Origin of the sequence: Acidithiobacillus sp. (assembly GCF_023256195.1) — a bacterium.
Taxonomy (GTDB): Bacteria; Pseudomonadota; Gammaproteobacteria; order Acidithiobacillales; family Acidithiobacillaceae; genus Acidithiobacillus_A.
In genome coordinates, this window is the sequence record NZ_JAGDWX010000013.1 from 48,714 (window position 1) to 66,925 (window position 18,212).

Annotated in this window: 22 protein-coding genes; 14 read left to right on the top strand and 8 right to left on the bottom strand. The window is 65.5% G+C overall.

Translation table 11 applies throughout. From position 1 onward, the window contains the following. Positions 1–16 precede the first annotated feature (16 nt). The 5 genes from Q0C23_RS02620 to pdxA are packed head-to-tail and all read left to right on the top strand — an operon-like array spanning position 17 to position 3,117. Positions 17–619 (top strand): phospholipid-binding protein MlaC, encoded by a 603-nt coding sequence (locus Q0C23_RS02620; RefSeq protein ID WP_291510825.1) that lies wholly within the window; start codon positions 17–19, stop codon positions 617–619. Next, a complete protein-coding gene (locus tag Q0C23_RS02625) occupies positions 612–950 on the top strand; it encodes an STAS domain-containing protein (RefSeq protein WP_291510826.1) in 339 nt (112 codons plus the stop codon). Before Q0C23_RS02620 ends, Q0C23_RS02625 begins: the two co-directional genes overlap by 8 nt. Next, positions 940–1,872, top strand: coding sequence for an ABC transporter ATP-binding protein (locus Q0C23_RS02630; RefSeq protein WP_291510827.1), 933 nt, complete (start codon positions 940–942; stop codon positions 1,870–1,872). The genes Q0C23_RS02625 and Q0C23_RS02630 overlap by 11 nt, the downstream gene beginning before the upstream one ends. After that, positions 1,853–2,131, top strand: coding sequence for a S4 domain-containing protein (locus Q0C23_RS02635; protein ID WP_291510828.1), 279 nt, complete (start codon positions 1,853–1,855; stop codon positions 2,129–2,131). Before Q0C23_RS02630 ends, Q0C23_RS02635 begins: the two co-directional genes overlap by 20 nt. Next, complete coding sequence (gene pdxA, locus Q0C23_RS02640; protein ID WP_291510829.1) at positions 2,128–3,117, top strand: 4-hydroxythreonine-4-phosphate dehydrogenase PdxA; 990 nt, start codon at positions 2,128–2,130, stop codon at positions 3,115–3,117. Before Q0C23_RS02635 ends, pdxA begins: the two co-directional genes overlap by 4 nt. A 3-nt stretch (positions 3,118–3,120) precedes the next feature. Here the strand turns inward: pdxA and Q0C23_RS02645 are convergent, their stop codons facing one another. Further along, complete coding sequence (locus Q0C23_RS02645; protein ID WP_291510830.1) at positions 3,121–3,675, bottom strand: HNH endonuclease; 555 nt, start codon at positions 3,673–3,675, stop codon at positions 3,121–3,123. A gap of 65 nt (positions 3,676–3,740) precedes the next feature. Here Q0C23_RS02645 and rsmA point away from each other — a divergent pair, with 65 nt between their 5' ends. Then, positions 3,741–4,550, top strand: coding sequence for a 16S rRNA (adenine(1518)-N(6)/adenine(1519)-N(6))-dimethyltransferase RsmA (gene rsmA / locus Q0C23_RS02650; RefSeq protein WP_291510831.1), 810 nt, complete (start codon positions 3,741–3,743; stop codon positions 4,548–4,550). A 1-nt stretch (position 4,551) separates the two neighbouring features. Beyond that, positions 4,552–5,016 (top strand): YbjN domain-containing protein, encoded by a 465-nt coding sequence (locus tag Q0C23_RS02655; protein ID WP_291510832.1) that lies wholly within the window; start codon positions 4,552–4,554, stop codon positions 5,014–5,016. On the opposite strand, the gene Q0C23_RS02660 is transcribed toward Q0C23_RS02655, so the two are convergent. Both Q0C23_RS02660 and argS read right to left on the bottom strand, forming a co-directional pair. Further along, on the bottom strand, positions 4,979–5,779 hold the full coding sequence (locus Q0C23_RS02660) for an SPOR domain-containing protein (protein WP_291510833.1): 801 nt from the start codon (positions 5,777–5,779) through the stop codon (positions 4,979–4,981). The two genes, Q0C23_RS02655 and Q0C23_RS02660, sit on opposite strands and share 38 nt — an antisense overlap. A 39-nt stretch (positions 5,780–5,818) precedes the next feature. Beyond that, a complete protein-coding gene (gene argS, locus Q0C23_RS02665) occupies positions 5,819–7,561 on the bottom strand; it encodes an arginine--tRNA ligase (protein ID WP_291510834.1) in 1,743 nt (580 codons plus the stop codon). Between the two features lie 129 nt (positions 7,562–7,690). Here argS and Q0C23_RS02670 point away from each other — a divergent pair, with 129 nt between their 5' ends. Beyond that, a complete protein-coding gene (locus tag Q0C23_RS02670) occupies positions 7,691–8,599 on the top strand; it encodes a mechanosensitive ion channel domain-containing protein (protein WP_291510835.1) in 909 nt (302 codons plus the stop codon). Here Q0C23_RS02670 and Q0C23_RS02675 read toward each other — a convergent pair. Next, the gene (locus Q0C23_RS02675) at positions 8,527–10,110 is read right to left on the bottom strand and encodes an MFS transporter (RefSeq protein ID WP_291510836.1); all 1,584 of its coding nucleotides are present in this window, start codon (positions 10,108–10,110) and stop codon (positions 8,527–8,529) included. The two genes, Q0C23_RS02670 and Q0C23_RS02675, sit on opposite strands and share 73 nt — an antisense overlap. 104 nt (positions 10,111–10,214) lie before the next feature. Between Q0C23_RS02675 and Q0C23_RS02680 the strand changes: the two genes are divergently transcribed. Then, the gene (locus Q0C23_RS02680) at positions 10,215–11,108 is read left to right on the top strand and encodes a LysR family transcriptional regulator (RefSeq protein WP_291510837.1); all 894 of its coding nucleotides are present in this window, start codon (positions 10,215–10,217) and stop codon (positions 11,106–11,108) included. A gap of 13 nt (positions 11,109–11,121) precedes the next feature. On the opposite strand, the gene prmB is transcribed toward Q0C23_RS02680, so the two are convergent. Genes prmB through rlmJ form a run of 4 tightly spaced genes read right to left on the bottom strand, consistent with a single transcriptional unit; the run spans position 11,122 to position 13,967 of the window. Beyond that, positions 11,122–12,036: a 50S ribosomal protein L3 N(5)-glutamine methyltransferase gene (gene prmB, locus Q0C23_RS02685; protein ID WP_291510838.1), complete on the bottom strand. Its 915-nt coding sequence runs from the start codon at positions 12,034–12,036 to the stop codon at positions 11,122–11,124. A gap of 8 nt (positions 12,037–12,044) precedes the next feature. Continuing rightward, the gene (locus Q0C23_RS02690; RefSeq protein ID WP_291510839.1) at positions 12,045–12,806 is read right to left on the bottom strand and encodes an exodeoxyribonuclease III; all 762 of its coding nucleotides are present in this window, start codon (positions 12,804–12,806) and stop codon (positions 12,045–12,047) included. Then, positions 12,807–13,085, bottom strand: coding sequence for a DUF2322 family protein (locus Q0C23_RS02695; protein WP_291510840.1), 279 nt, complete (start codon positions 13,083–13,085; stop codon positions 12,807–12,809). Positions 13,086–13,091: 6 nt separating this feature from the next. Beyond that, complete coding sequence (rlmJ, locus tag Q0C23_RS02700) at positions 13,092–13,967, bottom strand: 23S rRNA (adenine(2030)-N(6))-methyltransferase RlmJ (protein WP_291510841.1); 876 nt, start codon at positions 13,965–13,967, stop codon at positions 13,092–13,094. Positions 13,968–14,066: 99 nt separating this feature from the next. Here rlmJ and Q0C23_RS02705 point away from each other — a divergent pair, with 99 nt between their 5' ends. The 5 genes from Q0C23_RS02705 (at position 14,067) to Q0C23_RS02725 (ending at position 18,210) form a co-directional block, all read left to right on the top strand. Beyond that, positions 14,067–14,672 carry a glutathione S-transferase N-terminal domain-containing protein gene (locus Q0C23_RS02705; RefSeq protein ID WP_291510842.1) on the top strand — a complete coding sequence of 202 codons (606 nt, stop codon included), beginning with the start codon at positions 14,067–14,069 and terminating at the stop codon, positions 14,670–14,672. 4 nt (positions 14,673–14,676) lie between these two features. Next, positions 14,677–15,453 (top strand): exodeoxyribonuclease III, encoded by a 777-nt coding sequence (gene xth / locus Q0C23_RS02710; protein WP_291510843.1) that lies wholly within the window; start codon positions 14,677–14,679, stop codon positions 15,451–15,453. Beyond that, positions 15,450–16,430: a ferrochelatase gene (gene hemH, locus Q0C23_RS02715; protein ID WP_291510844.1), complete on the top strand. Its 981-nt coding sequence runs from the start codon at positions 15,450–15,452 to the stop codon at positions 16,428–16,430. The genes xth and hemH overlap by 4 nt, the downstream gene beginning before the upstream one ends. A gap of 101 nt (positions 16,431–16,531) precedes the next feature. Continuing rightward, positions 16,532–17,017, top strand: a complete 486-nt coding sequence (locus Q0C23_RS02720) for a peptidylprolyl isomerase (RefSeq protein ID WP_291510845.1) — start codon at positions 16,532–16,534, stop codon at positions 17,015–17,017. After that, entirely contained in the window at positions 17,014–18,210 is a 1,197-nt protein-coding gene (locus Q0C23_RS02725) for an anhydro-N-acetylmuramic acid kinase (RefSeq protein ID WP_291510846.1), read from the top strand. Before Q0C23_RS02720 ends, Q0C23_RS02725 begins: the two co-directional genes overlap by 4 nt. Positions 18,211–18,212 lie beyond the last annotated feature (2 nt).

Sequence of the window (18,212 nt, forward strand, 5' to 3'; positions counted from 1 at the left end):
ATTCCAGGAGATTGCCATGAAGTTCCTAGCCTATGCATTGATGTTTCTGGTTCTCGGCTGGACCCTGCCGGCGCAGGCAGCCGATGTCGCCGAGCCGGCCAAGGTCGTGGAGCAGATGACCAACTCGGTGCTCACCGTGCTGCAGAAGAACGAGGGGCGCCCCGTGGATCGAGCCCTCAAGAAGGAGGTGGCCGATATCATCCTGCCGCACATCGACTTCACCACCATGTCCCAGTACGTCATGGCGCAGTACTGGCGGCAGATGACCAGCGCCCAACAGGAAACCTTCGTCCGCCTGTTCAAGGAGCTTTTGGTCAAGACCTACAGCAACTCCCTGAACCACTACCATGGCCAGAAGGTGAAGATTACCGGCAGCCAGCAGATCTCCCAGAATCCGCCCGTGGCTCAGGTCAACATGGTGATCCAGCAGCCTGACGGCGGTCCCGAGATCCCCGTCATCTATGCCCTGCTTCAACAGGGCAACACCTGGCGCATCTATAACGTCTACATCGACGGCGTCAGTCTCGTGCTCAATTACCGCCAGAGTTTTGGTCAGATCGCCGCCAGCCGCGGCATTCCGACGCTCCTGCGAGATCTCAAGGCTAAAGTGGATGACTGAGGCACGGGCACGCTGGCAGCTCGGTCGCGAGGGCGAGCAAACGGTGCTGCGTCTGTCCGGCGACTGGCGGCTCGACGCTCTGAACGAGGCACTGCGCGCGGCAGAGCTGCGGGCGCCGGCGGTGGACCGAGTCTGTCTCGACGCCGTGGACACTGCCGACAGCGCGACCCTAGCACTGCTACTGGACTGGCAGGACCAAGCGCTACGGCGAGAACGGCCATTGGTTCTGACCGGCCTCGGGGCGGGCCTGCGCGAGCTGATCCATCTCTACGGTCTGGAGGCCCTCCTGGACGAGACCCGCGCTGCGGGCGACACGCCGCGTGAGCACTGATCTCGCCATCCACGTGCGCGGTCTGCGTAAAGTCTACGGCAAGGATTTCCTCGCCTTGGGCGGCGTCGACCTGGATGTGCGTGCCGGAGAGTTCTTTGGTCTCCTGGGCCCCAACGGTGCCGGCAAGTCCACGCTCATCAACATCTTGGCCGGGGTCGTCCGACGCAGCAGCGGGGTCGCCGAGATCTTCGGTTTCGACGTTGAAAAAGACTATCGCCATAGCCGCCAGATGCTGGGGGTCGTGCCGCAGGAACTGGCCTACGACCCCTTTTTCACCGTGCGCGAGTTCCTGCGCTGGCAGTCCGGCTACTTCGGTATCCGCCACAACGACGACTGGCTGGACGTCCTCATGCAGGAACTGGATCTGGCGGACAAAGCCAACACCAACCTGCGCGCGCTCTCCGGGGGCATGAAACGACGGGTGCTCATCGCCCAGGCCATGGTCCATCGCCCCCCCGTCGTGGTTCTGGACGAACCCACCGCCGGCGTCGACGTGGAACTGCGCCAGGGACTGTGGCGCTTCATGCGCCGTTACAACGCGGAGGGCCATACCGTCATCCTCACCACCCACTACCTGGAAGAAGCCGAGGAGCTTTGCGGTCGCATCGCCATTCTCGATCACGGCCAGGTCCTTGCCCTAGACAGCAAGGAGGCCCTGCTCGCCCACAGCCGGCACCGGGTGCTGTCGGTGAGCTTCGAGCGCGACCCGGGGCCGTTGCCCCCGGAACTGGAGGACGCCCTCATGCGCGCCGATCCGCGTACCTGGGTGCTGCGCATCCAGCGCGAACGGGGACTCGGACCCGTCCTGCGCCAGCTGCAGGCGCTTCCTGCCCAGATCGTCGATCTGCACGTGCAGGAACCGCGTCTGGAGGATGCCTTCACCGAACTCCTTGCCCAGGGTCATGACCAAGCGCGCCCCTGACGGCCTGCGACTTGACCTTTTCCTGAAGATGGCGCGGCTCATCAAACGGCGCAGTCTGGCCAAGACCATCTGCGACGGCGGCTGTGTCACTCTCAACGGCCGCACCGCCAAGGCCGCCAGCGAGGTGCGCGCCGGCGATGCGCTTTGTATCGACATTCGCGACCGCTACCTTGAGCTGCGAGTGCTGCGTCTGCCCACCCGTATCGAAGGGCCCGACGGTGTGGTGGACATCATCCGCCACGAGGAGCGACCGCGATGAGTGCGCCACGGCTGCTCATCACCATGGGCGAGCCGGCGGGGATCGGTCCCGACCTCTGCCTGGCCCTGGGCGAACACCATCTGCCGGGTACCCCGGTGGTCATCGGTAGTCGCGCATGTCTCCAGCGGCGCGCCGCCGAGCTGGGCGTCGGCCTGCGTCTGCGCCCCTGGCAGCCAGAGCAGCCCTGGCCCGAGGCAGAAGCGAGGAGCCTTGCGGTACTGGACCTGCCCTTGCCCCATCCCTGTCGCGCCGGCCAGCTCGAGCCGGGCAATGCCGAAGCGGTATTGCGGGGCCTGGACCTGTCCGTGGAAATCCTCTCGCTGGGCCTGGCCGATGCCCTGGTCACGGGACCGATGCACAAGGGTGTCATCAACGACGCCGGGATTCCCTTCGCCGGACACACCGAGTATCTGGCACGGTTGTGCGGGGTCGAGCAGGTGGTCATGATGCTGGCCGGACGCGGTCTGCGCGTTGCCCTGGCGACGACGCATCTGCCGCTGCGCGCCGTGGCCGACGCCATCCAGATGGAATCCCTGGAAACCACCTTGCGCATCCTCCACCAAGCCCTGCGCACCGACTTCGGCCTTGCGGATCCTCGCATCCTGGTAGCCGGACTGAATCCACACGCCGGCGAGGGCGGGCATCTGGGGCGCGAGGAGTTGGACGTCATCGAGCCCGTCCTGCACGCCCTGCAGGGGGAGGGAATGCGGCTGCACGGACCCTTGCCGGCCGACACGCTCTTTCAACCGCGCACTCTGGAAGAAGCCGACGCGGTGCTGGCCATGTACCACGACCAAGGTCTCCCCGTCCTGAAGTACCATGCCTTTGGTGCGGCGGTGAACATCACCCTGGGCCTACCCATCGTCCGCACCAGTGTCGATCACGGAACCGCCCTGGACTTGGCCGGAACCGGGCAGGCAGAGGTCAGCAGCTTGCTCGCCGCCCTGAACATGGCAGCGGAAATACACCACAACCGGCGCGGCTGAGGCCTAGAAGACGTGCTGTCGGTCGGCCGGCACCTGTGCCAGCAGAAACTCCATCTGATCGGCGAGGATGCGACGATTGCTCAAGAGGAGATACTCGGCCCAGGTGGGCGTGAAGGGTACCGCCAAGAGGGGCATGCCCGCCTCTTCCGGAGTACGGTTGTCCTTGCGACTGTTGCACCAGCGGCAGGCGGTGACGACATTGGTCCAAATGTCGCGGCCGCGGCGCGAAAGAGGGATGATGTGGTCCCGGGTCAGCTCGCGCTGCGGGAAGTGCCGGCCGCAGTACATGCAGAGGTGGCGATCGCGGTGAAAGAGGGTAGGATTGCTCAGGGCCGGCGGTCGCACCTTACCGAGATGGCGACCGCGTACGGCGATGACCGGGTGGATCTCCAGGCTGGAGGGCAGACCGCTCAGCCTGCTGATGCCGCCGTGGGCCGTGAAAAAAGGGCTTCCCAAGGTCCAGGCCACATTGCCCCGGACATAGTGGGCTGCGGCCTCTTCCCAGGTTTCCCAGGCCATGGGACGACCACTCACGTCAAGACGCAGCACGAGGTGCATAGACTTTCCGTCAGGTAGCGCCTGAATAAGGCGTCGCTTGAATATAGCATGAAGGACCGAGAAGAATGCAAGCAGAGCCCGCCCCCCGAGCCAAGAAGCGCTTCGGCCAGAATTTTCTGGTGCAGCCGGCCGTCGTCCAGAGAATCGTCGCGGAGCTCGGCCCGAGTCCCGGCGATGCCCTCGTCGAGATCGGCCCTGGTCGCGGTGCCTTGACCCGCGCGCTGCTGGCAGCCCTTGCCCCGGACCAGAAGCTGCAGGTGATCGAACTGGATCGCGAGCTCTTGCCCCTGCTGCGGGATCTGGCCCCTGCAGAGCGTCTGGAGGTCGTCCACGCCGACGCCTTGAAAGTGGATTTTGGCGAGCTTGCCGCCACTGCCGGCCGGCGGCTGCGCGTCGTCGGCAATCTCCCCTACAATATTTCCACGCCCTTGCTGTTTCACCTCCTGACACAGGCGCAGGCCGTGGAAGACATGCACTTCATGCTGCAACGGGAGGTCGTGGAACGCATCGTCGCCGCGCCCGGTAGCGGCACCTACGGGCGCCTTTCGGTCATGCTGCAGGCCTACTGTCGGGTGGAGATGCTCTTTCCCGTGGCGCCCGGGAATTTTTATCCCGTACCCAAGGTGGATTCGGCCTTCCTGCGTCTCGTGCCGCGCCGTCCCGCTCCCATCCCCCCGGCGCAGCAGGCAGGCTTTGCCGAGCTCGTCCGCCAGGCCTTTGCCCAGCGGCGCAAGACCCTGGCCAACAACTTTCGCGGGCATCTGCCGGCCGAGATCTGGCAGCGGCTGGATATCGATCCGGGACGCCGCGCGGAAACCCTAAGCGTCGAAGATTTTTTCCGCCTCGCCGAGGCCCTCGATACCCCAGGAGCATGATATGGAAGCCATGAAGGCGGTCGCCGCCCTTTTTGCTGAACTGAACTGGCCGGCCCGCGCCGTCCCCGACTATCCGGTCTACAGCTGTGCCCTGGCGGTGCCCAATGGCCCGCTGGAGATTTTTTGCCACGTACACGCCGAACGCGAGCGCATCCTCTTTTATGTCCGACCTCAGGAGCTGGATATTCCTCAGGCTCGCCTAGGAATGCTCATGGAGTTTCTGACTCGGGCCAACTACGGCCTGCCTCTTGGAAACTTCGAACTGGACCTGAGCGACCAGGAGCTCAATTTCAAGAACAGCGTGCAGCTGCCCGAGCGCTGTGTCGACGCCGAGATATTGAAACCCTATCTGCTGCACGCCGTGGAGACCTGCAACTTTTATCTGCCGGGCATCCGTCAGGTGCTGGCCGGGGCAGCCGCGGCGCAGGTCATCGAGAATCTGGAGCGGAGGGCGACGTCGAACTGATCCGGTCCGGCGCATCCGGTGCCGCCGAACTGAGTACGGGCGTGAGTCCGAGCCCGCGAATCCGCGTCAAGGCCGGCTGCGCCTGCACCAGTGAGGGGAAGGGATTGCTGACCAGACTGTAGAGGGCCTGGCCATCCTCACCCTGGGTCTCACGCAGGTGCGTCGAGACGCCGAGGAGCGCGAGACGCTCTTGCAAGACCCGCGCTGCACCGTGGTTGCTGAAGGCACCCACCTGGATGACGACGGGTTTGAGGGCGATGTTGCTGCGCGTGGCGGCGGTGTCGGGAATGCCCGGACCACTGCCGAGGATATCCTTGGGGATCTCCACCTTCATCTGCGGCAGGATCCGATAGAAATTGAAATCTACCGCGCTGTCGGCGGAGGCGGTGGGGCTGGAGGCTGCCGCTGCGGGCGCTGAGACGGCAGCAGCGGTGGTGGTACTCGCAGACCTCGCCGCCCCGGTGGTAACCGGAGCCGTGGAGAGCGGCCCTGCCACCGCCGGTGTCTCCTGCCCGCTGTCCACTGGGGCGACGGGCTTCTGCGGTACCTTGAGCAGGCCCAATTGACCGCGATCCAGAGGTAGCTGGGCGAGCCACCACCAAGTGGCAACACTCAGCAGCAGGATCAACAGAATCAGCAGCCAGGGCCAGCGGCGGCGGGACGGTGGTGGCCCCGATGGCTCCTCGTCCTCGCGCTCCCTTGGCGGCAAAGGCCGCGGCGTCGGCGCACCGGGACGGCTGCTGTGGCTCTTGTAGTCACGCATGGCCAGCGGGGGCGCGGTCGAGACCAAACACGAGGCCGCTCACATCCGCTCGGGCGCGCTGACACCCAGCAGAGTCAGACCATTGGCAATGGTACGGGCGACGGCCCTGACCAGAGCAAGGCGGGCATGGCGGATGGCGCTCTCCTCCACCAGGATGCGGGTGGCGTTGTAATAGGTATGGAAGGCGGCGGCCAGTTCCTTGAGATAGAAGGCGATCTGGTGTGGCTCCCGCGCCCGGGCGCTGATGCCGACGACCTCGGGAAAACGCCAGAGCAGATCCGCCAGGGCAAGCTCGCGGGCATCCTGCAGGGGCGCAAGCTCCGGGACCTGCTCCTGCGGCGTCGACAGACCCTGTTCCTCGGCCTGGCGGAAGAGGGAGTAGACGCGGGCGTGTGCGTACTGGATGTAGTAGACCGGATTTTCTTCGCTGCGCTGCTTGGCCAGCTCCAGATCGAAGTCCAGGTGCTGATCGGCACGTCGCAGCACGTAGAAAAAACGGGCGGCGTCGTTGCCCACTTCTGCTCGCAGCTGGCGCAGGGTGACGAATTCGCCGGCACGCGTGGACATGGATACCTTTTCCTCGCCGCGGTAGAGGATGGCAAACTGCACCAGTAGGATCTCCAAGGCCGCCTCATCGAGCCCCATGGCCTGCAAGGAGGCACGCACCCGCGCCACGTAGCCGTGGTGGTCGGCGCCCCACATGTCCACGAGCCGATGAAAGCCGCGTGCGAACTTGTCGGCATGGTAGGCGACATCCGAGGCAAAATAGGTATAAGCGCCATTGTCCCGCCGGAGCACGCGATCCTTGTCGTCGCCATAGGCCGTCGAGCGGAACCACAGGGCACCATCCCGGACGTAGGTGTGTCCGGCGGCCGTCAGGGCCTCCACGGCGCGCGTTATGGCGCCGCTGTCCATCAGGCTGCGCTCGGAATACCAACCGTCGTAGTGGACTCCGAATTCGGCGAGATCCGCGCGGATGTCCGCCAGAATGGTCTCCAGACCGGCCCGGTGCAGGGGCGCATAATCGGCACCAAGATCCGTCTTGAGCTGCTGGATCAGGGCATCCATGGCCTCGTCGGGATCGGCGAAGCGGCCGAGGTCCGGCAGATGCGCGGCGGCGGGTAAGAGACGGTCGCCCAACTCCCGGCGCAAGGCCTCGGCAATGGGCAGCAGGTAGTCGCCGCGATAGGCATTGCTGGGGTAAGGCCAGGGCAAGGGGTGACCGGCGCTCTCCAGATAGCGCAGGTAGACGCTGGCGGCGAGGATATCCATCTGCCGGCCGGCATCGTTGACATAGTACTCACAGAATACCCGGTAGCCGCAGAAGCGCAGGATGTTGGCAAGACTGGCACCGTAGGCGGCACCGCGGCCGTGGCCAACGTGCAGGGGACCGGTCGGGTTGGCAGAGACGAACTCCAAGTGCAGGGTCTCACCCTGCCCGAAGTCGTGGGCACCGAAGCGTTCCCCCTCGGCGTAGACCCGGCGCACGACCTCCTGAAATGCCTCCGGCCGCAGAAAGAAGTTGATGAAACCGGGCCCCGCTACCTCGCAGCGGGCTATGTGGGACGACTCCGGCAGCGCGGCCACGATGCGCTCCGCCAGCTCGCGCGGCTTGCAGCGCGCCTCCTTGGCGAGTAACAGCGCCACATTGCTGGCCAGATCCCCGTGACTCGCCTGCTTGGGGCGATCCAGCTCCAAGGATGCGGGAACCTGGCTCAGGGTGCCGGACTCCACCAGCTGCTGGAGGGCTGCGGACAACGCGGAGGTGACGAATGCTTTCACGATAGGCCTTGAGATGGATGCATTTTTGCGGCAGTGTACCGCAAGTAGCCGATGAACGGCAGTGGCGCGGGCGGCGACCACAGGATGCGCGCCCACCCTGGTCCAAGCGGCGCCCCATGGAATGTGACGATGTCGGATGCCCACCCCCTGTCCTTCTTTTGGCACTGGCTGACCTTACCCATCACCCTTCCCGGTGAAGGCCACGTCACCCCCCTGGCCATATTCGAGTTCATACTCACCCTGGTGGTGCTGTGGTGGGGAGCCATCCGTCTGCGCAAACTGCTGCGCCAGGTCCTGAGCCGGCGCATGGACCACGCCACCGCCTATGCCATTTCTCGCATCAGCTATTACCTCATCATTGCCTTTGGCCTGCTGGTAGCGCTCCAGACCCTCGGCGTCAATCTGAGCAGCCTGGCCATCTTCGGCGGTGTCGTCGGGGTCGGTCTGGGCTTTGGCCTGCAGAACATCTTCAGCAACTTTGCCTCGGGCCTGATCCTGCTGTTCGAGCGCAGCATCAAGGTGGGTGACTACATCCAGCTCAAAGAGAACGGGATGCACGGCATGGTGACCAAGCTCAGCGTGCGCTACACCCAGGTCAAGACCAACGACCACGTGGATATCCTGGTCCCCAATTCCCAGTTCGTGAACGGTGAGGTCATCAACTGGAGTCTCGACGAACCCGTCATCCGCCTCCACATCCCCTTTCGCGTGCCCTACGGGACCGACCGCAAGCGGCTTCAGGAGCTGGTGGTGGAAACGGCACGGCGCTCCCCCCTTACGGTGGACGACGAGCAGCATCGCCCGGGTCTGTGGATCGTCGCTTTTGGCGATGCCGGCTACGACTGCGAAATGATCGTCTGGGTCAACCGCGATGGTCTGATGCGGCCGGGCGGAACCCGCGCGCACTACCACGGACTGCTGGCCGACGCTCTGGAGTCCGCTGGGATCGAGATACCGCGGCCGCGTCAGGAGGTGGTACTGGCGGGCAGATCCCGAGCCGTCGAGGCGCCGGTTTCCAGCTCCTCCTCTTCGACATAGTTGTGGGGCATGTCGGGCCGGTCGATGCGGCGTGGCGGGATGATGAGGACATAGGCCGCGAGCGCCGCCAGCAAGGCGATCCACATGCACAGACGCAGCAGATTATTCATGCTGAGGGTTGCAGCCTCTACCCCGAGGAGGTGCTGCAGCTGCCACAGTGGCCAAGCGCTGTGGTGGTAGGGATCGATGCCGTCGCGCATCTGCGTGGCCGCCAGGGCACTGCCGCGGGTCCAGTAGACGCTGATCAGGCTGACACCGATGTTGGCACTGAAGACCCGAATGAAATTACTGGTGGTGGCTGCCCGAGGGATCTCCGCCGCCGGCACCTCCGACAGCAGGATGAGGGTGAGAGGCACGAACAGACTGCCCACGGCCAAGCCCATCAGCAACATGGGTAAGAAGACGTCCCCCAGGCTGCTGATGGGGCTCAGACGAAAACTGCCGTAACTGGCGGCAAAGAGCAGAAAACAGAGGGCAGCCAGGCGCCGCAGTCCCACCAGGCCGCGCAGGCGATCCATGATTATGGACAGGGGAATGGCGCCGATGGCGATGGGCACCAGGACGATGCTTCCCCAAAAACCGTTGTAGCCCAGATTCTGCTCGACCCACAGCGGCAGGGCCGCAGCCCAGCCCATGAACATGGCCCAGCCGAGGCAGAGCAGCAAGAGTCCCAGCCAGTAATTGCGCTGCCGTAGATAGTGGAAACGCAGCAGCGGATGGCGCGCCTCGCTCTCTCGCCAGGCAAAGAGCACGAAGGCGATCAGGGCAAAGACGCTGCTCTGCAGAATCAGAGGCGAGTGCCACCAGCCATACTGCTCGCCATTGTCCAGGGTGATCTGCAGACCCATGAGGCCCGCGTAGAGCAGCAGGAAACCGACGAGATCGAAGGCGGGCAGCGTAGGGTCGCCAGGTTCGGCGGGGATCGCCCGGGCTCCCAGGACGGCAGCCACCAGCCACAGCGGCAGGGACAACCAGAAGATCCAGCGAAAACCTGGTCCCGTCGCCAGCCAGCCGCCGATGGCCGGCCCGAAGAAGAAGGGCACCAGCATGGCGTTGCTCCAGAAGACCGTGACCAGGGCATGCTTGCTCTTGGGGCTGTGGCGCAGAAAGAGACTCTGACTGAGGGGTACCAACAGACCGGCGGCCAAGCCTTCCAGGGTTCGCGAGAGCAGCATGATCCAAAGATTGTGGGTCGTGCCGCTGATGACGGAACCGACGGCCGCCACTACGGTGGCGGCCAGAAAGACCCGGCGCATGCCGAAGCGGGCGGTGGTCCAGGGCATCAGGGTGATGCCCAGCGACCAATTGACGATGAAGTAGGTCAAGGTCCAGAGCGCATGATCGCTGCTGGTGGCAAGCCCGCCCGCGACGTAGGGAAAAATGGCCTGGATCCCGGCGCCCTCGAAGGAGCCGAGGGCAAGACCCAGACCGACGCCCACGAAGAGCGGCCAGGACTGGCGCAAGGGGCGAATATCGGCATCGCCACTGAGGGCATGGGAATCGGCGGTCATGACGTCACTCTAAGACCCCGGAATTCCATTGGACAAGTCGATATATTTACGCTCTAAAATAGGAATTACCGATATCTACAGCTACGGGGTCCAGCTCTGCCATCGTGAAATATTCACCCGAGGATATCCTGATCTTTCTGGAAGTTGCAGAAGCGGGTGGCGTGGCGGCGGGATCACAGCGCCTCAATCGCAGCCAGCCGGCCGTCTCCGAGCGCCTCCAACACCTGCAGCGCGCCCTGGGCGAGCCGCTCTATCGCCGCTCCGGGCGTGGGATTCGCCTGACGGCCGCCGGCGAATCCCTGCTGCCCCTGGCCCGGCGTCTGCGCGAGGACCTCGCCGAGGTGGAGCTCTGGTCCGCCCATCGCCACAGCCTGCGCGACGGCGAACTGCGCATCGCCGCCAGCAGCACGGTGGCCAACTACTTCCTGCTGGAGCATCTGGCGGAGTTCCGCAGCCGCTATCCGGGTATCGGCCTGCGCCTGAAGGCCGGCCCCTTGGAGCGCGATATCCGCTGGTCCGACTGGGATCTCATCTTTACGGAAGAGGCTCTGGCGGCCAGCAGCCTGCCCAGCTCGATGCGGCAGATCCCCTGGCGCCGTGACGAGATCGTCGCCATACTGCCGCGAGATCATCCCTGGGTGCGTGCCGGTCGCCGGAGCGTCGACTGGCCGACGGTGCTGACCCAGCCCATCGTCTGGCGAGAACCCCATTCCGGAGTACGGCAGCGGGTGGAAGCGGCCCTGGCTGCCGCCGGCCTGCGACCGCAGTATGCCGTGGAGGTCACGGGCATCGAGGCCCTGCGCGATGCGGTGGCGGCGGGCCTAGGTCTTGGCTTCGGCTCCGTAGAGGCCTTGGACAAGGTCCACTGGCCCTTGGCCTCCCTGCATCTGGACCCGCCCCGCGGCTTGTTCTGGGACCTCTACCTCGTCTATCCCATCGGCGAACGGCGCTCCCGTGCCCTGCAGGCCCTGTTGGAGGTGCTGGCCCTGGATATCTGAAGCAATCCCAGGCTCAGCGATCCGCCAGCAGGCCCCCACCCTCCAACAGCACGAAGGCGCCGGAGCCACCCGCCGGATGCTCGAGCCAGATGAGGGGATAGGGAAGGTCGCGCGCCAGCAGGGTGTGCTCGGCATCACCCGTTTCCACCACCAGAGCGCCACCCGGCAGCAGATGCGCGTGGGCCTGATCCAGCAGGGGCAGGATGCAGTCCAAGCCGTCCTCACCGGCGGCCAGGGCAAGGCGCGGCTCGTGCCGATACTCCGGGGGTAGTTGGGCCATGGCGGCGGCATCGACGTAGGGCGGATTGCTGACGATGAGATCGAAACGGGCATCGCCCACGGCGCTGAAGAGATCGGACGGGTAGAGGCGTATGCGCTCCTCCAGATCGTGACGACGAACGTTCTCGGCCGCCAGTTCCAGCACCTCCGGGGAAATATCCACCGCATCCACCGTGGCCTCGGGGAATCGTAAGGCAAGGGCCACGGCCATGCAGCCGGAACCGGTGCCGATCTCGAGGATGCGGCGTACCCCTTCGGCCCGCACCCAGGGGGCAAAACCCTCCTCGATGAAAGGCTCGAGCAGACTGCGGGGAATGAGCACGCGCTCGTCCACGGCGAAACGCAGGCCGGCAAACCAGGCCTCGCCCAGAATATAGGCAGTGGGTCGGCGCAGGATCTCGCGCTGGTAGAAGGCGTCGAGAATCCGCTCCGCCTCGGACCGGGTTACCCGGCACGAAAGGACCTCCGGCAGATCCTCGGGTTCCAGGTCGAGGCGGCGGGCAACGAGGGCGCAGGCCTCGGCCCGGGGCGTCTGGAAACCCTGGCTGCAATCGATGGCGGCGGCGCTGAAGCGGCTCCAGCCATAGCGGCAGAAGTCGCCGATGCGGCGCAGGGAATCGCCCAAGGCCAAGTACTGTCGGCGCTCCATCGGCGCTCCTAGTCCAGTTCCAACCACACGGGACAATGGTCCGCCCCGCGTACCTCGGTGGCGATGCCAGCCCCCTTGAGGCGTCCCAGCAGACTTTCGTGTACCCAGAAGTAATCGAGACGCCAGCCCACGTCCCGCTCCCGAGCACCGCTGCGTAGGCTCCACCAGGAGTAGGTGCGCGCCTCGGGGTGGAGGTGGCGGAAACTGTCGACGAAGCCCGCGTCTTGCCAGCGGTCGAGCCAGGCGCGTTCTTCCGGTAGGAAGCCCGAAACCTTGCGGTTGGCCTCGGGCCGGGCCAGATCCTGGGGCGTGTGGGCGGTATTGACGTCGCCGCAGAAAATCACCGGTCGTCCCCGGCGCACCACGGCCAGCACCTGCTCCAGGAAAAAAGCATAGAACTCCAGTTTGAAGGCGAGCCTCTGCGCATCCTTCTTGCCGTTGGGAAAATAGACATTGTAGAGGTCGAAGTCGCCGCAATCGGTAACCACGACCCGCCCCTCGGCATCGAAATCGGCGCGGCCGATACCGCTGCGCAGGGCTTTGCAGGGAGCGCGGAAAAAGGTGGCGACGCCGCTGTAGCCGGGCCGCTGCGCTTCGGCCCACAGGCTCTCAAAGCCGGGCAGACGTCCCTCTTCCGCATCCAGCTGCTGCGCCTGGACCTTGGTTTCCTGGACACAGAGTACGTCCATGGGCGTGGCCGCCACCCAGTCGCGCAGACCGTGCCGGAGGGCCGCTCGCCAGCCGTTGACATTCCAGCTGTACAGACGCACTCAGCGCACCACCCGGACGGCGAGAAAATCGCCATCCTCCAGCACCCGCTGCAACAGCACGCGACCGGCCGCAGCGTCGGCCCGATCCTCGGGAAGCAGGGCCAGACCCTCGCGGGCGGCACTGGGGCTGATGACGCCGTGGCGCAGTGCCAGGTGGTAGAGCACCTGGACGCTGCGCGCCTGCTCTGCGCTGTTTTCCATCTCGCCCTGAAACGCGGCCGTGGGTCCGCCATAGAAGTGCAGCTTACGGATGTGCTGAGTGTCGGGCAGGGTCGGCATGGTCGCTCATTCCTTGACGGTGGCTTGGTGGCGGCGCGCTGGTCGCGTGTCCTCCCGGGCGGGAACGCTTCGGGGCAGGGCGCGGTAGGAGAGATCCCAGAATCCCCCACGGGCCAGCACCGGTCCCAGCGCCGCCAGGGCGGCCAGGAGACGCTCGCGCAGACCCCAGGGTGGGCGCACGAGGATGAGACCGGAACCTACCAGATGGGCGCCGCCGATTTCCGGTTCCTGGCGCAGTTCCACCACCTCGAAATCCAGGGTGCGCTGGAGGGCCTGAAAAAGTCGCGAGATCATACCGCGAACCTTGATGGGATACCAGACGATCTGGCAGCCCTGCGGCCAGCGCGTGTGCGCGGTAAGGATGGCGCTGGCCAGGGCCTCCCACTCGTCGCGGCGCTCGAAGGGCGGATCCATGAGTATCAGTCCGCGCTTTTCCGGCGGCGGCAGGTGGGCGCGCAGCACCGCGTAACCGTCTTCGCCCAGCACGCTGGTGCGTCCCCGCCCGCCCAGGGCCTCACGCAGCCGTTCACGCACGCCCGCCACCGTCTCCGCCAGCACCATGCGGTCCTGGGGACGCAGCAGGCGGGCGGCGATGACGGGTGAGCCCGGGTAGTGCTGCAGGACGCCGTCCTCAGCCCCTTCCTTCAGCAGGTCGAGCCAGGGCGACAGGCCCGTCAGTTCTCGACGCGCGACCCAGACCTTGTCCACCCCCAGACGGTTCTCGCCCTCGCTGGTCAGCCGATAGTGGCCAGCACCGGCATGGGTCTCCAGATAGAACAGGGGGGAATCCTTCTGCAGCAGACGTTCCAGGGCGAGACTCAGGGTGAGATGCTTGAAGCAGTCGGCGGCATTGCCGGCATGATGGTCGTGGCTGTAGTTCACGGGCGCCTTTGGTCTTGGCATGGTCGTCGGGCTCGGTCATGATAGCAGAAAGTCGTTTGCTGTCGGGATCTGGTCCCACCCGTTGCGAGGAGAAGCACCATGCGCCTGTACGCCACGCCCACCAGCCCTTACGCCCGCAAGGTACGCATCGTCCTGGCGGAAAAGCGCATTCCCTACGATCTGGAGTGGGTGGATCTGCGTAGCCCGGACCACCCCGTCAAGACCGTCAACCCCCTCGGCAAGATTCCCGTGCTGGTATTGAACGATGGCACGCCGGTCTACGATTCCAGCGTCATCGTCCAGTATCTCGACCTGGCCCACCCGCAGCCCCCGCTCATTCCGGCGGATTTGCCGGGCCGCCTGCGCGCCCTGCGCGGCGAGGCTCTGGCCGATGGCATCATGGACAGCACCATCACCTGGGTCATGGAACAGCGGCATAGCAGCGACTGTCAGGATGCTGCCCTGCTGGCGCGAATGCGCAGCAAGGTGATCACCGCCCTGTCCATGCTGCAGGCGCAGGTGCCGCAGTGGCAGGAAAAGGACAAGACCGAGCACTTGGAGCTGCCGGAAATAGCGGCCATCGCCGCCATCGCCTATGTCGATCTGCGCGCCCCCGAATTTTTGCTGGGGTTTGCGGAGCTGATGGGATGGTATCAGCGCATGCGCCAACGCCCCAGCATTGCCGATACCGCCGCCACGGCCTAGCCGCGTGCAGATCACGAGCTGGAACGTCAATTCCCTGAAGGTACGCCTGCCTCAGGTGGAAGCCTTTCTCGAGGACCACCAGCCCGACCTCCTCTGTCTGCAGGAAACCAAGCTTCCGGACGAGCGTTTTCCCACCGAGGCCCTGCACGCGCGGGGCTACACGGCCTTGTATCACGGTCAGAGCGCCTACAACGGTGTGGCCATGCTCAGTCGCGGGGTTCTGGGGGATCCGGAATGCGGCCTGGCCGACGGCGACGCGCAGCCCCAAGCCCGCCTCTGCGCGGCCAGCCATGGGGCGCTGCGCGTCGTGAATGTCTATGTGCCCAACGGCCAGGCCCTGGACAGCGATAAGTATGCCTACAAGCTGCGCTGGCTGGCGGCCCTGCGCGACTATCTGCGGGACGCCCTGATGCGCTGGCCGCAGCTGGTGGTACTGGGCGACTTCAACATCGCCCCCGCCGCCTCGGACGTCTTCGACGCCGAGGCCTGGGGCGAGGATATCCTCTGTTCTCCCCCCGAGCGCGCCGCCCTGAGATCTCTGGAGGAACTGGGGCTTGTGGACGCATACCGAGCTCTCCATCCAGAGGGTCGGGAATTTACCTGGTGGGACTATCGCGCCGCCGGCTTTCGCCGCGATCGCGGTCTGCGCATCGACCTCATCCTCGTATCCACGGCCCTGTGGCCACAGGTACGTCGGGTGGTCGTGCATCGTGAGCAGCGGGCTGTGGAACGCCCCTCGGATCACGCGCCCGTGTCCCTCTTTCTGGAGCAAACACCATGATCGGCATACTCTTGGTCAATCTGGGCACCCCCGATGCCCCCACCACTCCAGCCCTGCGCCGCTATCTGCGGGAATTCCTGAGCGATCGCCGGGTGGTAGAGATTCCGCCCATCCTGTGGTGGCCCATTCTCAACGGCCCCATCCTCCTAACTCGGCCGGCCCGCTCGGCGCGGGCCTACGCTCGAGTGTGGATGCCCGAAGGCTCTCCCCTGCTCGTCTACAGTCAGCGGCTTGCCCGTGGGCTGCAGGAGATCTGGGATGGCGAAGGGGCGGGAAGGGTGCAGGTGGAGCTGGCCATGCGCTACGGCAATCCGTCCGTGGCCAAGGGCATGCAGAGGCTCTGGGACGCGGGTTGTCGCAAGATCCTGGTGGTACCCCTCTACCCCCAGTATGCCGCGGCTACGACGGCCTCCACTTTCGATGCCGTCGCCCGCACCCTCATGGGCTGGCGCGAGATTCCCGCCCTACGCCTGGTGCGCGACTGGCACAATCACCCGCTCTATATCGCCAATCTCGCACGCAGCGTGCGCGAGCACTGGCAGGCCCATGGGGAGCCGGACCGGCTGCTCATTTCCTTCCACGGCCTGCCGGAACGCTGTGTCGCCCTGGGCGATCCCTACCGGAGCCAATGCGAACACACCACGGCCCTCCTCGTGGAAGCCCTTGGACTGGATTCAGAGCGCTACCTGCAGACCTTTCAGAGCCGCTTTGGCCCAGCCAAGTGGCTGCAGCCCTACACGGACAAGACCCTGGAAGCCTTGGGAAAGGCGGGCGTCGGTCGGGTCGACTGCCTGTGTCCGGGCTTCAGCGCCGATTGCCTGGAAACCCTGGACGAGATCGCCGTCGAAGGGCGCGAGACCTTTATCGAGGCGGGCGGCGGGGACATGCACTACATTCCGGCACTGAACGACGATCCTCAGTGGATCGCGGATTTTGCCCGCATTCTCGCACCACACTGGCAGGGTTGGGACGACTGACGCCGCTGCGGCACACAAGACGGCTTTCCCCGTCGCCGCACAAGGTTTAGACTCCCTGAAGGATTCTGCCACCTCAACCTGCGAGCCGAGGACCCGCCACCATGATCATCGCCAAGGATACCGTCGTCACCATCGATTACTCTCTCACCGACGAGGAGGGAGAGCTCATCGACAGTTCTGAAGGCGAGGAGCCCCTCGTCTACCTGCACGGCCATCACGGTATCATACCGGGCCTCGAGGAGGCTCTGGCCGGGCACCAGGAAGGGGACCGGCTGGAAGTGACCATCCCCCCCGAGGAGGGTTACGGGGACTGGGACGAGGACCTGGTGGAAATCGTCTCGGTGTCGGATTTCGACGATCCCGAAACCCTCGAGGTGGGAGCACAATTCGAGACCGACACGGAAGAGGGTCCGCGGCTGGCAACCATCATCGAGATCGAGGGGGGTGAGGTTACGGTAGACCTGAATCACCCCCTGGCCGGAATGACCCTGAACTTCGACATCGTCGTGCGCAATGTGCGCGCGGCGACGGCGGAAGAGCTGGCACACGGCCACCCCCACGGCGCAGGGGCGCACGAGCACGATTGACTCCGGGAACCCAGGGCACTGAGCGCGCCAGCCTTGGCGCCGAGGTTCTGCGCCTTTTGGGGCTCATGTCCGGCAGCAGCGCCGACGGCATCGACGCGGCCCTGCTGGAATGCGGTAGCGAGGGGCGTCCCGTATTTCTGGGACACCGACACCACCCCTATCCCGCTTCCTTGCAGGGGCGGATCGTCGCCGCCAACGCCCTGCAGGACCTCGAAACGGCCGCCCAGCTGGAGCGGGAGCTTGGCCTGGAACACGCTCGCTTCGCCGCTGCCTGCCTCGCCGATTGGGGCAGGGTGGATGCCATCGCGGTGCACGGCCAGACCATCCGCCACCGGCCCCGGCATGAGCCCGCTTTCACCATTCAGCTCAGCGCCGCGCCCGATCTTGCGGTCGCCACCGGCCTCACCGTCGTCCACGACTTTCGCCGCGCCGATGTGGCTGCCGGTGGCCAGGGAGCACCCCTGGTGCCACCCTTTCAACAGGCCCTCTTCGCTGCGGAGCGCACGCGCCTCTTTCTGAACATTGGCGGCATCGCCAATCTCACGGTCCTGCCGGGTCGGGAGGATGGCGGTCCGCTTCTGGCCTGGGATTGCGGTCCCGGCAACGCCCTGCTGGATGCAGCGGTAGTGCTGCTGAGTGGCGGGCAGCAGCGTTACGACGCGGACGGGGCCTGGGCGCGCCAGGGTGAGGTCCGCACCGAGGTCCTGGCGAACTGGCTGTCCTGGGACTACTTTCGCAGACCGCCGCCCAAGAGCACCGGGCGCGAGGACTTCTCGGCAGAGCTCGTACGGTCGCTGTGGCGAGACTGGCCGTTCCGTGCCGCCGACTTTCTGGCCACCCTCACGGCGCTCACCGTCGAGAGCATTGCCACGAGCCTGGAGTCCTGGGCAGCGCCGGCGGAAGGGCTCTGGGTGTTTGGGGGTGGTGCCGACAACGTCTTCCTCATGGCGCTGCTGGCCAACCGCCTACCCCATCTGCCCCTCTACAAAGGCACACCGGAGGGTGGCCTGCCGCATCTCGCCGTGGAGGCGGCGGCCTTCGCCTGGCTCGGCGATCGCTGCCTGCGCGGTGTCGCTCTGGACCTGCACGAGGTGACGGGGCAGCGGCAGCCGATAGTGCTGGGAACTATCCTGCCGGGCAGCAATTGGGCGGAATTACTGGCGAAATTACGTTGCATGGGCGAGAATCCGTGATC